The sequence below is a fragment of the Streptomyces sp. NPDC048337 genome, assembly GCF_043201175.1.
Lineage (GTDB): Bacteria > Actinomycetota > Actinomycetes > Streptomycetales > Streptomycetaceae > Streptomyces.
The window spans coordinates 69,048-83,342 of the sequence record NZ_JBICYR010000028.1 but is presented as its reverse complement, the minus strand read 5'-3'; the positions used below and the strand labels follow the sequence as shown (position 1 = coordinate 83,342).

At 70.3% G+C, this 14,295-nt stretch carries 14 protein-coding genes and 1 riboswitch; of the genes, 7 read left to right on the top strand and 7 right to left on the bottom strand.

Annotated elements, in window-relative coordinates:
• Positions 1 to 124: 124 nt before the first annotated feature.
• Positions 125 to 1,585 (bottom strand): trehalose-6-phosphate synthase, encoded by a 1,461-nt coding sequence (locus tag ACGFYU_RS32820; protein WP_393830946.1) that lies wholly within the window; start codon positions 1,583 to 1,585, stop codon positions 125 to 127.
• A 46-nt stretch (positions 1,586 to 1,631) separates the two neighbouring features.
• Complete coding sequence (locus ACGFYU_RS32815; protein ID WP_393830945.1) at positions 1,632 to 2,582, bottom strand: glucosyl-3-phosphoglycerate synthase; 951 nt, start codon at positions 2,580 to 2,582, stop codon at positions 1,632 to 1,634.
• Positions 2,583 to 2,767: 185 nt separating this feature from the next.
• Positions 2,768 to 2,925: riboswitch (SAM riboswitch) on the top strand.
• 17 nt (positions 2,926 to 2,942) lie between these two features.
• On the opposite strand from ACGFYU_RS32815, the gene thrC reads away from it, so the two are divergent.
• The 4 genes from thrC to groL all read left to right on the top strand — a co-directional run bounded on the left by thrC (position 2,943) and on the right by groL (position 7,057).
• Positions 2,943 to 4,217, top strand: a complete 1,275-nt coding sequence (gene thrC / locus ACGFYU_RS32810) for a threonine synthase (RefSeq protein ID WP_393830944.1) — start codon at positions 2,943 to 2,945, stop codon at positions 4,215 to 4,217.
• A 33-nt stretch (positions 4,218 to 4,250) separates the two neighbouring features.
• Entirely contained in the window at positions 4,251 to 4,529 is a 279-nt protein-coding gene (locus ACGFYU_RS32805) for a MoaD/ThiS family protein (protein ID WP_189809604.1), read from the top strand.
• Positions 4,530 to 4,910: 381 nt separating this feature from the next.
• Entirely contained in the window at positions 4,911 to 5,117 is a 207-nt protein-coding gene (locus tag ACGFYU_RS32800) for a cold-shock protein (RefSeq protein ID WP_189949539.1), read from the top strand.
• A 320-nt stretch (positions 5,118 to 5,437) separates the two neighbouring features.
• Complete coding sequence (gene groL / locus ACGFYU_RS32795; RefSeq protein WP_393830943.1) at positions 5,438 to 7,057, top strand: chaperonin GroEL; 1,620 nt, start codon at positions 5,438 to 5,440, stop codon at positions 7,055 to 7,057.
• 71 nt (positions 7,058 to 7,128) lie between these two features.
• Here groL and ACGFYU_RS32790 read toward each other — a convergent pair whose 3' ends face one another.
• Complete coding sequence (locus tag ACGFYU_RS32790; RefSeq protein ID WP_393830949.1) at positions 7,129 to 7,701, bottom strand: Uma2 family endonuclease; 573 nt, start codon at positions 7,699 to 7,701, stop codon at positions 7,129 to 7,131.
• A 136-nt stretch (positions 7,702 to 7,837) separates the two neighbouring features.
• On the opposite strand from ACGFYU_RS32790, the gene ACGFYU_RS32785 reads away from it, so the two are divergent.
• From ACGFYU_RS32785 to ACGFYU_RS32775, 3 genes are all read left to right on the top strand, one after another.
• Positions 7,838 to 8,452, top strand: coding sequence for a phosphoribosylanthranilate isomerase (locus ACGFYU_RS32785; RefSeq protein ID WP_393830942.1), 615 nt, complete (start codon positions 7,838 to 7,840; stop codon positions 8,450 to 8,452).
• Between the two features lie 69 nt (positions 8,453 to 8,521).
• Complete coding sequence (locus ACGFYU_RS32780; RefSeq protein WP_393830941.1) at positions 8,522 to 9,310, top strand: beta-glucanase; 789 nt, start codon at positions 8,522 to 8,524, stop codon at positions 9,308 to 9,310.
• Between the two features lie 33 nt (positions 9,311 to 9,343).
• Positions 9,344 to 10,804: an alanine/glycine:cation symporter family protein gene (locus ACGFYU_RS32775; protein ID WP_393830940.1), complete on the top strand. Its 1,461-nt coding sequence runs from the start codon at positions 9,344 to 9,346 to the stop codon at positions 10,802 to 10,804.
• 121 nt (positions 10,805 to 10,925) lie between these two features.
• Here the strand turns inward: ACGFYU_RS32775 and ACGFYU_RS32770 are convergent, their stop codons facing one another.
• From ACGFYU_RS32770 to ACGFYU_RS32755, 4 genes are all read right to left on the bottom strand, one after another.
• Positions 10,926 to 11,567: a hypothetical protein gene (locus ACGFYU_RS32770; protein WP_393830939.1), complete on the bottom strand. Its 642-nt coding sequence runs from the start codon at positions 11,565 to 11,567 to the stop codon at positions 10,926 to 10,928.
• Between the two features lie 126 nt (positions 11,568 to 11,693).
• Positions 11,694 to 12,080 carry a hypothetical protein gene (locus ACGFYU_RS32765; RefSeq protein ID WP_393830938.1) on the bottom strand — a complete coding sequence of 129 codons (387 nt, stop codon included), beginning with the start codon at positions 12,078 to 12,080 and terminating at the stop codon, positions 11,694 to 11,696.
• A gap of 70 nt (positions 12,081 to 12,150) precedes the next feature.
• Positions 12,151 to 12,735: a GNAT family N-acetyltransferase gene (locus ACGFYU_RS32760; RefSeq protein ID WP_393830937.1), complete on the bottom strand. Its 585-nt coding sequence runs from the start codon at positions 12,733 to 12,735 to the stop codon at positions 12,151 to 12,153.
• Positions 12,736 to 12,788: 53 nt separating this feature from the next.
• The gene (locus ACGFYU_RS32755) at positions 12,789 to 14,288 is read right to left on the bottom strand and encodes a PTS transporter subunit EIIC (protein WP_393830936.1); all 1,500 of its coding nucleotides are present in this window, start codon (positions 14,286 to 14,288) and stop codon (positions 12,789 to 12,791) included.
• Positions 14,289 to 14,295: the final 7 nt, after the last annotated feature.

The window sequence follows — 14,295 nt, the reverse complement described above, 5'->3', positions numbered from 1 at the left end:
CCTGCTGGGGCACCGCTCCCCGGGCTCCGGACCCGCAGATCGGGGGCGGGTGGGCAGCCACCGCCCGGGCCCGGGGGCCCGAGGGGGAGATGGCCGGCCCGCACCGCGATGGGTCGGCCCCGGCTCAGGCGCGGAGGTCGGTCAGTTGGGTCGTGAACCACTGGGACGGGGGGAGGGCGGTGGCGGCCGCGGCCAGGCGTTTCGTGCGTTCCGCCCGCTCGGCGGCCGGCATCGACAGGGCGGCGTGCAGGGCCTCCGCCGTCTCCGAGACGTCGTACGGGTTCACCGTCAGCGCCTCCTCGCGGAGCTCCCCGTACGCCCCCGCCCCCGTGGAGAGCACCAGGACGCAGCCGGCCTCGGAGACGACCGGGATCTCCTTGGCCACCAGGTTCATGCCGTCCCGCACCGGGTTGACCAGGGCCACGTCCGCCAGCCGGTACGCCGCCAGCGAGCGCGCGAAGTCGTCCTGCACCGACACCAGCACCGGCTGCCAGTCCGCCGTCCCGAACTCCTCGTTGATCTCCGCCGCCAGCTCCCGTACCGACTCCGTGTAGTCCCGGTACACCTTCAGGTCCTGCCGGGACGGATACGCGGAGGCCAGGTGGACCACCCGGCCCCGCCACTCGGGGTGGACCGTCAGAAGTTCCCGGTACGCCAGCAGGCCCCGCAGGATGTTCTTCGACAGCTCCGTCCGGTCCACGCGGACGATCGTCTTCAGGCCGCCGACCTCCGCCCGCAGGGCCGCCAGCTTGTCGTCCACCTCCGGCCGGTGCGCCAGCGCCCGCAGCTCGTCCCCGTCGACTCCGAGGGGGTACCGGGTCACCGCGGTGAATCGCTTCTCCCCGTACCCACTCCCGTCCGCGGCCATCCTGCGGTGGCGCACCCCGTTCTGCCCGTCCCGGGGGAAGGACGCCATCGCGATGCCGCGCGCGTCGTCGAGGTTGGCGCCGTTGATGAAGTTGGCCGCCCACTCCGCCGTGTGGAACCCCAGCCGGTCCGCCCCGAGCATCCCCCACACCAGCTGGCTCCGGATGTCGGCCGGCAGCAGGGCCATGAACTCCCAGGCGGCCCACGGCGTGTGCGTGAAGTGCCCGATCCGCAGGTCCGGGCGCAGCTCGCGCAGCGCCCCCGGCACCAGCGCCAGGTGGTAGTCCTGCACCAGGACGCACGCGCCCTCCGCCGCCTCCTCGGCCAGCGCCTCCGCGAAGGCCCGGTTGTAGGCGGCGTACGACTCCCACCGGCGCCGGAACTCCGCGTCGAAGACCGGCTCGCGCGGGATGTCGTACAGGTGGTGATGGGTGAACCACAGCACCGAGTTCGCGATGCCGTTGTACGCGTCGTCGTACACCGTGGGATCGATGTCCAGCATCCGGACACCAGGCTCGGCGACACCCCTGCGCACCGCTTCCCGGTCCGCGTCCGAGAGGGCCGCGCAGATCCACAGCGCCTCCGGCTGCTGCGCGAGGGCCGCGGAGAGTCCGGAGACGAGGCCGCCCCCGCCGCGCCGGGCACTGAGGGTGCCGTCGGCGGCGAGGGCGTAGGAGAGCGGTCCGCGGTTCGCTGCGACGAGTACCTGAGAAGCCATGCGGCCAACCTAGCCCGGCCCGCGCCCGCTCAAACCGTACGATCCGTCACGCCACGCGACGCAGCGCGTACTCCTTGATGCCGAGCATCGGCGGCCGCTCCTCGGTGTCCACCGCGTACGTCCGCGGTACGAAGCCGTCCGGCCCCCGCTCGAACTGCGTCAGCTCCGGTCGTACGAGGTGCCCGCGCGAGAGGCGCACCTGGGCGGTCCGGTAGATCGCCGCGGCCATCCGCCCCAGCGCCTGCCCGTCCTGGTGGCGGTGGTGCCGTACGCCCACGTCCACCTGGGCCAGCGCGTCCAGCCCGACCGTGTGCAGCGCGTCGACCAGCAGGCCCAGCTCCACCCCGTACCCGACGGGGAACGGCAGCCGCTCCAGCAGCGAGCGGCGTACGGCGTACTCGCCGCCCAGCGGCTGCACGAAACCGGCCAGCTGCGGCCAGTGCAGGTTCAGGAGGGGGCGGGCCACCAGCTCCGTCACCCGGCCGCCCTGGCCCGGGGCGTCGCCCAGCGGGCGGTCGTACATCGCCTTGACGAACTGCACCTCCGGATCGGTCAGCAGCGGCCCCACGATCCCGGACACGAAGGAGGCCGAGAAGTCCCGCAGGTCGGCGTCGACGAAGCAGACGATCTCCCCGGTGGCCGCCAGCAGGGAGCGCCACAGCACCTCGCCCTTGCCGGGCAGCGCCGGTATCCGCGGCAGGATCTCGTCGCGGTGCACCACGCGGGCGCCGGCCTTCGCCGCCACCTCGGCCGTCCGGTCGCTCGAGCCCGAGTCGATGACGATCAGCTCGTCGACCAGCGGGACGGGCCGCCCGTCGATCAGATCGCGCCGGATGACCTCGACGATCTCGCCGACGGTCGCCTCCTCGTCGAGCGCGGGCAGCACCACGCTGACCGTGGTCCCAGCCGCCCGTTTCCGGTCCAGCAGCTGGTCGAGCGGTCGATCGGCGGCGGCCCAGGAGCGGACGGCCAGCCAGCGCTCCACCTCTTCCAGCACCCTCGGAACTCCCTGCGTATCGGCGTTATGGTGCGATATGTGATCCATCTCGCGGTTCGGACAGCAGTCTCAACTGCCCAAGCCTTCGGTTACAGTCTTGAACAACGCGAAGGACCACCGCATGCCGGGGGTCCTCGCGCACAAACGCACCGGCGCGCCATAGAGCGCGTGTGCCGGTGCCATACCGCTCATCCAGAGGGGCAGAGGGACACGGCCCGTTGAAGCCCCGGCAACCCTCCAGTCGGTTCTCGCGATGCGTCTTGGACGCACGCCCGCGAGGTCCCCGGCTAGGGAAGGTGCCAATTCCGTCTCATGGCGAAGTGCGCCATGGGGAAGATGAGGAGAAAGGGCCTCGCCATCATGGCTGCACAGACTGTCGCCACCTCTGTTGATCTCGGACCTGCCACCGCGCTTTCCTGTCGCGAGTGCGGTACCCGCTTCGAGCTCGGCCCCATCTTCGCGTGCGCCGAGTGTTTCGGACCGCTGGAAGTCGCGTACGAGCTGCCCACCGGCGACCCCGAGGCCCTGCGCGCCGCGATCGAGGCCGGTCCCAACAACATCTGGCGCTACGCGCCGCTGCTGCCCGTCCCCGCGGACGTGGCCTCCAAGCCGAACCTGAACCCCGGCTTCACCAAGCTCGTGGACGCGGAGAACCTGGCCAAGGAGCTGGGCGTCACCGGCAAGCTCTACGTCAAGGACGACTCCGGCAACCCGACGCACTCCTTCAAGGACCGCGTCGTGGCCATCGCCGTCGAGGCCGCCCGCGCCTTCGGCTTCACCACCCTGTCCTGCTCCTCCACCGGCAACCTGGCCGGCGCCGTCGGCGCCGCGGCCGCCCGCGCCGGCTTCCGCTCCTGCGTGTTCATCCCGCACGACCTGGAGCAGGGCAAGGTCGTCATGGCCGGTGTCTACGGTGGTGACCTGGTCGGCATCGAGGGCAACTACGACGACGTCAACCGCTTCTGCTCCGAGCTCATCGGCGACCCGCTGGGCGAGGGCTGGGGCTTCGTCAACGTCAACCTGCGCCCGTACTACGGCGAGGGCTCCAAGACCCTCGCGTACGAGATCTGCGAGCAGCTCGGCTGGCAGCTGCCCGACCAGATCGTCATCCCGATCGCGTCCGGCTCCCAGCTGACGAAGATCGACAAGGGTCTGCAGGAGCTGATCAAGCTCGGCCTCGTCGAGGACAAGCCCTACAAGATCTTCGGCGCCCAGGCCGAGGGCTGCTCCCCGGTCTCCACCGCCTTCAAGGCCGGCCACGACGTGGTCCGCCCGCAGAAGCCGAACACCATCGCGAAGTCGCTGGCCATCGGCAACCCGGCGGACGGCCCGTACGTCCTGGACATCGCGCGCCGCACCGGCGGCTACGTCGAGGACGTGACCGACGAGCAGGTCGTCGAGGCCATCAAGATCCTCGCGCAGAGCGAGGGCATCTTCGCCGAGACCGCGGGCGGCGTGACCGTCGGCGTCACGAAGAAGCTCATCGAGAACGGTCAGCTCGACCCGACGCTGACCACCGTCGTCCTGAACACCGGTGACGGCCTCAAGACCCTGGAGGCGGTGGCCGCGGACAGCGGCCAGACCGCCACCATCCGCCCGAGCCTGGACGCGTTCCGCGCCGCCGGCCTGGCCTGACCCTCCCCTGCACACCGGAAAGGCAGTAGCGCCATGAGCGTCAACGTCCGCATCCCCACCATCCTGCGCACCTACACCGGCGGCCAGGCCGAGGTGCCCGCCGAGGGCGCGACCCTGGCCGAGGTCATCGCGTCGCTGGACGCGAACCACCCGGGCATCGCGGCCCGCGTCCTGGACGACCAGGGCAAGCTGCGCCGCTTCGTCAACGTGTACGTCAACGACGACGACGTGCGCTTCGAGGGCGGGCTGGAGGCGGCGACGCCGGACGGCGCCGGTGTCTCGATCATTCCCGCGGTCGCGGGCGGCTGCTGACACCCGAAACCGTAATTGCCCCCTCCGCTAAAAGCGGAGGGGGCAATTCTGCTTGATTGGGCGCGGTAGAGTTGGGGAAGTCCCCTCCGCTGGGCTTGCCCGCCGCATATGAGCGGGTCGCGGCAGGGTTGACATTCAGTCAATATGCGAGTGCGGTATGGGGCTTTGGCGAAGTTTGCCGGGCCCGAGTTGCCCTGGAATATGCCAAATTTTCACTCTATTTCAATGTATCTGCGTGTCCAGATTTCTCGTCGGATTGACCTGTTGCAGACAGCACCGGCGCGGATACATTCAGCCTCGGTCGACGCGTTCCGACGCAAGTTCTGACCCGGGAACGCGAAGTGCGCTCCCGCGCAAGGGCCAGTAATAGGGGAGTTAGGCATGGCTCAGGGCACCGTCAAGTGGTTCAACGCGGAGAAGGGCTACGGCTTCATCGCGGTCGACGGTGGTGCGGATGTGTTCGTCCACTACAGCGCCATCCAGATGGACGGGTACCGCACCCTTGAAGAGGGTCAGCGGGTCGAGTTCGAGATCTCGCAGGGCCAGAAGGGTCCGCAGGCGGACATGGTCAAGCTCGCCATCGGCTAGTCCTGGCGCGATCGACCGCCGACGCGACAGCGTTGATTCAAGACGTACGAGGGGCCCACATCCTGGACACGGGATGTGGGCCCCTCGCGCGTCGTCGGCGTGTTCACCGGGGTGTTCACCCAAGCCGCTTGCACTCGGGGTGGTCGAGTGCTAATCATTGGCGTTAGCACTCTCCTGGTGAGAGTGCTACTGAACGAGGACCGGGTCGGTGAGGCCCGCAGGGTCCGGCGGGAAGGAACCGCCGGGCACGCAGGCCGTCCGTCGCGGGCGCGGGCGCGGTCCTGGGAGCAATCCACCGCTGTCCGGGAGGACCACTTCAGATGGCCAAGATCATTGCGTTCGACGAGGAGGCCCGGCGCGGTCTCGAGCGTGGCATGAACCAGCTCGCCGACGCCGTCAAGGTCACCCTTGGCCCCAAGGGTCGCAACGTCGTCCTTGAGAAGAAGTGGGGCGCCCCCACGATCACCAACGACGGTGTGTCCATCGCCAAGGAGATCGAGCTCGAGGACCCGTACGAGAAGATCGGCGCCGAGCTGGTCAAGGAAGTCGCCAAGAAGACGGACGACGTCGCGGGCGACGGTACGACCACCGCCACCGTGCTCGCCCAGGCGCTCGTCCGCGAGGGCCTGCGCAACGTGGCCGCCGGCGCCAACCCGATGGCCCTCAAGCGCGGCATCGAGAAGGCCGTCGAGGCCGTCTCCGGCGCCCTGCTGGAGCAGGCGAAGGATGTCGAGACCAAGGAGCAGATCGCTTCCACGGCCTCCATCTCCGCCGCCGACACCCAGATCGGCGAGCTCATCGCCGAGGCCATGGACAAGGTCGGCAAGGAAGGCGTCATCACCGTCGAGGAGTCCCAGACCTTCGGTCTGGAGCTCGAGCTCACCGAGGGCATGCGCTTCGACAAGGGCTACATCTCGGCGTACTTCGCCACCGACATGGAGCGTATGGAGTCGGCTCTCGACGACCCGTACATCCTGATCGTCAACTCCAAGATCGGCTCGGTCAAGGACCTGCTGCCGCTCCTGGAGAAGGTCATGCAGTCCGGCAAGCCGCTGCTGATCATCGCCGAGGACGTCGAGGGCGAGGCCCTGTCGACCCTGGTCGTCAACAAGATCCGCGGCACCTTCAAGTCCGTCGCCGTCAAGGCCCCGGGCTTCGGCGACCGCCGCAAGGCCATGCTCGGCGACATCGCCATCCTCACCGGTGGCACGGTCATCTCCGAGGAGGTCGGCCTCAAGCTCGAGAACGCGGGCCTGGACCTGCTGGGCCGCGCCCGCAAGGTCGTCATCACCAAGGACGAGACCACCATCGTCGACGGTGCCGGTGACAGCGACCAGGTCGCCGGTCGCGTGAACCAGATCCGCGCCGAGATCGAGAACTCCGACTCGGACTACGACCGCGAGAAGCTCCAGGAGCGCCTCGCGAAGCTGGCCGGCGGCGTGGCCGTCATCAAGGCCGGTGCCGCGACCGAGGTCGAGCTCAAGGAGCGCAAGCACCGCATCGAGGACGCCGTTCGCAACGCGAAGGCGGCCGTCGAGGAGGGCATCGTCGCCGGCGGTGGCGTGGCCCTGCTGCAGGCCTCCTCCGTCTTCGAGAAGCTGGACCTCTCGGGTGACGAGGCGACCGGCGCCAACGCCGTGAAGCTCGCCCTGGAGGCCCCGCTCAAGCAGATCGCCGTCAACGGTGGTCTCGAGGGTGGCGTCGTCGTGGAGAAGGTGCGCAACCTGGCCGTCGGCCACGGTCTGAACGCCGCCACCGGCGAGTACGTCGACATGATCGCCGAGGGCATCATCGACCCGGCGAAGGTCACCCGCTCCGCCCTGCAGAACGCGGCGTCCATCGCGGCTCTGTTCCTCACCACCGAGGCCGTCATCGCCGACAAGCCGGAGAAGGCCGCCGCCGCTCCGGGCGGCATGCCGGGCGGTGACATGGACTTCTGATCGGCCCCTGGCTGATCGGCTGTTCTCGAACGAGGGCGGCACCCCCGGTGGGGGTGCCGCCCTCGGGCGTTTCAGAAGCCGGTGGTGTCGATGGTGCAGTCGAAGGGCTCTGGGACGCACAGGTCCTCGCCGAAGGACACCGTCTTACGGGAGCGGTAGCCATGCGGCGAGGGGTCGGAGAAGCAGGTGATCTCCTTCTGCTGCACATCGGCCACCAGGTATACGGGGACCACCCGGCCGTACACCTCCAGCTTTTCGTTCCAGTCCGCGTCCTTTGTGGACGAGGACGTGAATTCGGCGACCAGCGACAGGGCCGCACTGTCCGCGTGTCGGCCGTCCTCCTCGAAGGCGGCCTCGTCCGCGACAAACAGGTCAGGTCCGTAGGCTCGCTCCGCGGCAGGGAACCGGAAGAGGAAGGGTGAGGTCTCGGTGACGTGCCCCTCGGGGGCGTGGACCTTGAGCTGCTCACGAAGCGCACGCATGCTACGCAGGTAGCGCAGCGCGGAGAACGGCGACACGACGATTTTCCCCCGGATGAGCTCGGCTTTGAAGCCGTCTGGCGTGTCCATCTCCGCGACCGTGCGCAGGAGAGTCTCGAATGATGGCGGCGACAGTGTCTCTATGGGTGTGGCCCGCTCGGTCATGATCGTCACCGCGTCCTCCGGATGGCGTACTGTGCCCTGAATGTGTGCCTCGTCCCAGGCTAGTGGCGGGGAGGTTTCCCTGCCCGGCTTATGGGACGCATCGCTGCCGGGCGGCCGCGTTTGGTTGACTGCTGGCATGACTGACGTGTTCATCAAGATCTGCGGGCTCAAGACCGCACATGACGTCGAGGTGGCCGTGGCGGCCGGGGCCGATGCCGTCGGGTTCGTCTTCGCGTCCGGCAGTCCGCGTACGGTCGATGCGGCCACCGCCAGGGAGCTGGTCGGGCTGGTGCCGGACTCGGTGCTCACCGTCGGGGTGTTCCGCCGGCAGGCGGTGGCGGAGGTGCGTCGGTTCGCCGAGGAGAGCGGCGTACGGGGCGTGCAACTGCACGGTGAAGAGGGGCCCGAGGACTTCGCGGCGCTGCGCGCCGAGGGGCGGACGCTGCTGCGGGCCACCGCCGAGCACGTCAAGAGCTGCGGGGAGTACGGCGAGGACCTGCTCCTGATCGACGCGCCCGACCCCGGCTCCGGCAAGGCGTGGAACTGGGGGTCCGAGGACTTCACCGCGCCCGAGGGCCGGTGGCTGCTGGCCGGCGGGCTGACCCCGGCGAACGTGCGGGAGGCCGTCCAGGTGACCGGGGCCTGGGGGGTGGACGTGTCCAGCGGGGTGGAGCGCGAGCGCGGGGTGAAGTCGCCGGAGCTGATCCGGGCCTTCATCGAGGCCGCCCGGGAGGCCGAAGCCGCGCACTGAGGGTGTTCGTAGGATTACTCTCAGCGAGAACTCGTGTGTGGGCGGGCCCGGCAGGGGCAGAGGAACCGCATGGTCATCGACACCCTGGGCCGGCTGTTCGCGCCGCGCCGGGCCCCCGTCTTCACAGCCGACTTCACCTCCCCCACCCAGTGGGTCGCCGGCCGCTCCTGGGCCTATCCCGACGGCGGCCCGGTCAATCCGGGCGACAACAAGCTGGACCACCTCACCGCCGACCCCACCTACAGCCGCGGCGGCGTCTTCCGTGCGACGCGCCGCCCCGACGGCAACTGGGACACCGGACTGCTCACCACCGAGGGCAGCGACGAAGCCTTCATGGTGCGCACCGGCGACGTGCTGGAGGCCCGGGTGAAGCTGCCCGAGGCGCTGGGCGCGTGGCCCGCGATCTGGACCTGGCGGGACGGCGGCCAGGAGATCGACGTCTTCGAGTACCACCCCGACAACCCCGACCTGCTGGAGCTGTCGAACCACGTCCGCGAAGCACACCGCTACCACCGGGACCCGTCGGTCCGGCCCGGCGCCTGGCTCGACCTGAAGGTCGAGTTCGGGAAGAGCTCGGTCGTCTGGTGGGTGGACGGGGTCCGCGTGTACAGCGACGGCAGGGGCGTGGGCCGCGCCTGGCACGCGTACCTCATCGTCAACCTGTCGGTCTCGGCCGGGCGTTACCACCCGCCGCCGGAACCGGAGGCCACGGAGATGTCGTACGAGGTGTCGCAGCTGAGGGTGTACCGGTCCGATCGGCCCGGCTGGCCCGGCTGGCCGGGGCGCTCGGGCCGCTCGGGCCGCCTGGGCAGGGTGCCCGGGCCTTCGGGCCCCCGGGCCGCGGACCTAGGTCCCTAACGGCGGGCCTTTCGCCCCGCGAGACTTCGGGTCATGGACACCCTGGGCACCCTGGACTCGCTGATCGTCAACGTGAACGATCACCTCTGGACCTACCTGCTGATCCCGCTGGTGGTCGGTGCCGGCCTCTACTTCACGGTCCGGTCCCGGGCCGTGCAGCTGCGCCTCCTCCCCGAGATGTTCCGGGTGGTGAAGGAGAAGACCCCGCCGCGCGCCGACGGCCGCAAGCAGGTCTCGTCCTTCGGCGCCTTCACCATCTCCGCCGCCGCGCGGGTCGGCACCGGCAACATCGCCGGCGTGGCCACCGCCATCACCCTGGGCGGCGCGGGCGCCGTCTTCTGGATGTGGGTGATGGCGGTCGTCGGCGCGGCCTCCGCCTTCGTGGAGTCGGCGCTCGCCCAGCTGTACAAGGTGCGGGGCTCGACCGGCGCGTACCGGGGCGGTCCGGCGTACTACATGCAGCGCGGGCTCGGCAAACGCCGGCTCGGTGTCCTCTTCGCCGTGACGATCACCGTCACCTTCGGCTTCGTCTTCAACGCCGTGCAGGCCAACACCATCACGGCGGTGGCGACCGGCTCGCTCCCGGAGACGGACACGGCGTGGTTCGGGCCCGCCGTGGGCGTGCTGCTCGCCGCCCTCCTCGGCTTCGCGGTCTTCGGCGGCGTGGAGCGGATCTCGTCGGTGACGAGCGTCCTCGTCCCGGTCATGGCGGTGGTCTACCTCCTGCTGGGCGCGGCGGTCGTGCTGCTGAACGCCTCGGAGTTCCCGCGGGGCATCGCCGACATCGTGGGCGGCGCCTTCGGCTTGCGCGAGCTGGCGGCCGGCGGCATCGGCGCCGCGATCCAGCAGGGCATCCGGCGCGGCATGTTCTCCAACGAGGCGGGCCTCGGCTCCGCCCCGAACGCGGGCGCGGCCGCCGAGGTCTCGCACCCGGTCAAGCAGGGCCTCGTACAGTCCCTCGGCGTCTTCTTCGACACGCTGCTCGTCTGCACGATGACGGCCTTCATCGTCCTCGTCACCAACCCCGAACTCGCCGGCCGCCAGGGCGCGGACCTCACACAGACCGCGCTCGGCGACACCCTGGGCGGCTGGGCGGGGCACGTCCTGACGGTGGTCGTCTTCATGCTCGCCTTCAGCAGCATGATCGGGAACTACTACTACGGCGAGACCAACGTCCGGTTCATCACCCGCAAGCGATGGGTCCTGCCCGGCTACCGCGCGCTGGTCCTGTCGGCGGTCGTCCTCGGCGCGCTGGGCTCGATGTCGGTCGTCTGGAACCTGGCGGACGTCTTCATGGGCTTGATGGCCCTGGTCAACCTGCTCGCGATCCTCCCGCTGTCGGCGATCGCCCTCCGCCTCCTCGACGACTACCTCGCCCAGCGGCGCGCGGGCCTGGACCCGGTCTTCACGCGCGACCGCATGCCGGACCTGAAGGGCGTCCAGTGCTGGAACCCGTCCCGCCCGGCGGTGCCTGCGGCGGCCGGCCGGGTCTAGCCGGCGGGTGAGGCCGCCTGGGTCTCGCCGCATCCGCTCGCCGGGGCGCGTCGTGCGGTCGGCCCACCGTGAGGACGGCCCGTACGGGGCCCGGTCGCCGGCCGGCGACCGGGCCCCTCTGTCAGCGATGGTGGATGGCGTAGGGGTTAGGGGATTTGATGGTGCCCGTGTTGACGTTGCTGAAGTTCTGCGAGATGAGCCCGCTGAGGTTGATGCCGAGGAGGGACACGCCGTCGCCTCCGCCGCCATTCCCGCCCCCGCCGCCCCCGCCGCCCCCGCCGTTTCCACCGCAGGGGCCACCGGTGATGACGGTGTAGTCCGTCTCGCCCTGAGTGGGAGCATTCGGTGATTCGAGGAAGACGGTGTTGATGACCGAGCAGACGGTGGTGCCTACGTTGACCGTGAGGGTGATGGTCGGGTAACTCTGCTGTGCAGGAAGGGGGTCGGTCCGGTAGCAGAGCATGCCCTCCAGATTGCACTGCCATCCGTCTCCGCTGAGCCCCGTCGCGGTGAGTCCATCCGGCAGCTGCTCGAGAACCCTGACCTGCCCTTCGACTGAATTGTCCCCGGTGTTGCTCACCACGATGGAGTAGGTGGCACCGGATTGTCCTTGGACGAAGTTCCCCACGTGGGACTTGTCGATCACCAGCCGGGCGTCTGCATGGGCGGGGGTGGCAATGCCGAAAGTCGACAGAGCCACACCTGCGGCGACGGCGGTGACTTCCCACCTTCGCCGCCCGGACCTGCGGTTCTCCTGAAGCACGAGGCTCTCTCCCCTTGTTGGGTGACTGACTGTCACGGCCTTCGGCGACTACTAGAGGGGAAGAGGCCTGTGGAAATCGAGGTCCTTACAGTGTGGGCCGTCGGAATCACCCGTACGGGCGTGGCCTTAGGCGTAGTGGCTGAGGATGCACAGCAGTGCGGCGGTGTGTGCCGTGATCTGGAGGCCGGTCATCCAGGCTCGTGCCCCGGCGAATGGCAGGCGGCGGGCTGGCCAGGACACCGCGAGGAGGCCCGCCACGAGGGTGATGCCGACGGCCCAGACCACCCACGTGCCCGGAGCTCCCGGGGCGCAGCCTTCGCCGTAGGTGATGCAGCGGCCCGCGCGCGGGGAGGACAGTACGGCGACGAAGGCGGCGATCAGGGAGGGGATCAGCAGGCAGAGGCCGATGCCGGCGGTCATGCGGGCGCGGCGGTCTCGTCGGAGTGCTTCCCGGTCCTCCGGGAGCTGCGGCTGCGGGGTGGCGGGAACCGGAGCGGCGACGGGTGTGGTCATGACCCCATTGGATCGCGTGGGGGTCCGCGGGTGATCAGCCGACGTACTCAGGCGGTGTAGGTGGCGGGACTCAACCGTCCGTGCGCAGGCGGGCGTGGAGGTGTTCGTCATGCCAGCCGTCCGTGTGGAGGAGGGCGCCGCGCATGGTGCCTTCCAGGGGGAAGCCGGCCTTGGTCGCGATGGCGCAGGAGGCGGGGTTGTGTACCGAGTGGGTGATGAGGAGGCGGTGCAGGCCGAGGTCCTCGAAGGCCCAGCGGGCGAGGCGGGACGTAGCAGCGGCCATGGCCCCGCTGCCGCGGCCCGCGGGCAGCAGCCAGTAGAGGAACTCGCCGCTGCCGCCGCGCAGATTGAGGTCCGCCAGGCCGATCAGGCCGACGGCCGGGCCGCCGTCGGACGGGGCCATCGCCCAGATCGCGGCCTCCTCGGCCTGCCAGAGGTCGCGGAACCGCGTGATGCGCTCCTCGGCCTCCGCCGGGGTGCGGTGGCCCGGGCGGTTCCAGTGCCGGATGTCCGGGTCCTCGTACGCCGCGACCAGCGCGGGGGCGTCGTCCCGCGTCCAAGGGCGCAGGTGCAGAGGCCCTGGGAGGGCGAACACCGGTTGCGGGAGGGCGCACATCCGGCCGGCCGGGACCACGGGGGGTATGTCGTTGATCATCCCCCCAGGGTGTCAGGCGGCCTGTCGGTACGGGGAGTTGTGGGGGCGGCGGACTACGTCAGTGCCGGTTCCTTCGCCGCGTCCGGGCCCGTGCCCGGCGTGGTGGTCGCCGGCGCGTGTTCCGGGTCCGTGTTGAGGTCGGTCAGCATCTGACGGGTGAAGCCGAAGAGGTACGTGGCGGCGAAGCCCACCAGGTAGCCGACCACCAGCCCGCCCGCGTAGATCGCGAGGGTGGCGCCCATGCCCGACGTGCCGTCCAGGAGGGGGAAAAGGGCCCAGCCCGAGGGGCCGATGGCAGTCGAGCCGAAGGCCACGCCGAGCTGGTTGAAGAGGCCGACGAAGGCGCCGCCCGCCGCGCCGCCGACGCAGGCGGTGACGAAGGGGCGGCCCAGCGGGAGGGAGACGCCGTAGATGAGGGGCTCGCCCACGCCCAGGAGCCCGGCGGGGAGCGCCGACTTGATGGTGGCGCGCAGCGAGCCGTTGCGCGGGAGGCGGCAGTAGACGGCGATGGCCGCGCCGACCTGTCCCGCGCCCGCCATGGCGAGGATCGGGAGGAGGACGGTGTAGCCGGACTGTTCGATGAGGGTGGTGTGGATGGGGATCAGGGCCTGGTGCAGGCCCAGCATGACCAGGGGGAGGAAGAGGCCGCCCAGGACCAGGCCCGCGAAGGCGCCGCCGGTGGCGAGCAGCCAGTCGGCGAAGGCGCCGATGGCGGTGGAGGCCTCGCCCGCGAGGAACATGAGGCCGAAGATGGTGACCAGGCCCGCGACCAGGACCGTGAGGGTGGGCGTGACCAGGACGTCCAGGGCCTCCGGGACCCGGCGTCGGCACCACTTCTCCACGTACACGGCGAGGAGCGCGGCCGCGAGCGCGCCCAGGACGCCGCCCTGGCCGGGGGAGAGGTGCCGGCCGAAGGCGTCGATCTTGGCGATGCCCGGGAAGACGATGATCGCGGCGACCGCGCCGCCCAGGACGGGCGTACCGCCGAACTCCTTGGCGGTGTTGTGGCCGACGAAGACGGCGATCAGCGACATGAAGCCGGAGGCCATGGCGGCGAGCGCCGGGACCACGCCCGGCAGCCGGCCCGTGTTGATGAGGATGCCGTTCAGGCCCGCGATGATGCCGCAGCCGATCAGGGCGGGGATGAGCGGGACGAAGATGTTCGCGACGCGGCGCAGGAACAGCTTGACGGGGGTGGAGTTGCGGGCCTTCCGGGCTTCCTTGAGGGCCGCGCCCCGGGCGGCCAGGTCGTCCGCCGTGATGGGGCGGGGTGCGGGTGCCGGCTCCGCCGTGCGGCCCTGCTCTACGAGCGCCTCGAACTCCGGGGTGACGCGGGCGACGGTGCCCGGGCCCAGCACGATCTGGTACGTGTCGTCCTCGACCACGCCCAAGACCGCCGGGAGGGCCCTGAGGGCCTCGTCCTGGACGAGCGAGCGGTCGCGGAGCGCGATGCGCAGGCGGGTCATGCAGTGCGCGATCGAGGTGATGTTGTCCGGGCCGCCGACCAGAGGAAGGATCGCGGCGGCTGTGGCGCGGTTCTTGTCAGTGGACATGTGGGGG

What these genes read in the sequence shown, in the direction of transcription:
- ACGFYU_RS32775 (WP_393830940.1), top strand. Translation starts at nt 9,344, where the DNA reads ATGGACACCCTGGGCACCCTGGACTCGCTGATCGTCAACGTGAACGAT.
- ACGFYU_RS32780 (WP_393830941.1), top strand. Translation starts at nt 8,522, where the DNA reads ATGGTCATCGACACCCTGGGCCGGCTGTTCGCGCCGCGCCGGGCCCCC.
- ACGFYU_RS32785 (WP_393830942.1), top strand. Translation starts at nt 7,838, where the DNA reads ATGACTGACGTGTTCATCAAGATCTGCGGGCTCAAGACCGCACATGAC.
- ACGFYU_RS32805 (WP_189809604.1), top strand. Translation starts at nt 4,251, where the DNA reads ATGAGCGTCAACGTCCGCATCCCCACCATCCTGCGCACCTACACCGGC.
- ACGFYU_RS32820 (WP_393830946.1), bottom strand. Translation starts at nt 1,585, where the DNA reads ATGGCTTCTCAGGTACTCGTCGCAGCGAACCGCGGACCGCTCTCCTAC.
- ACGFYU_RS32765 (WP_393830938.1), bottom strand. Translation starts at nt 12,080, where the DNA reads ATGACCACACCCGTCGCCGCTCCGGTTCCCGCCACCCCGCAGCCGCAG.
- ACGFYU_RS32800 (WP_189949539.1), top strand. Translation starts at nt 4,911, where the DNA reads ATGGCTCAGGGCACCGTCAAGTGGTTCAACGCGGAGAAGGGCTACGGC.
- thrC (WP_393830944.1), top strand. Translation starts at nt 2,943, where the DNA reads ATGGCTGCACAGACTGTCGCCACCTCTGTTGATCTCGGACCTGCCACC.
- ACGFYU_RS32790 (WP_393830949.1), bottom strand. Translation starts at nt 7,701, where the DNA reads ATGACCGAGCGGGCCACACCCATAGAGACACTGTCGCCGCCATCATTC.
- ACGFYU_RS32755 (WP_393830936.1), bottom strand. Translation starts at nt 14,288, where the DNA reads ATGTCCACTGACAAGAACCGCGCCACAGCCGCCGCGATCCTTCCTCTG.
- ACGFYU_RS32760 (WP_393830937.1), bottom strand. Translation starts at nt 12,735, where the DNA reads ATGATCAACGACATACCCCCCGTGGTCCCGGCCGGCCGGATGTGCGCC.
- groL (WP_393830943.1), top strand. Translation starts at nt 5,438, where the DNA reads ATGGCCAAGATCATTGCGTTCGACGAGGAGGCCCGGCGCGGTCTCGAG.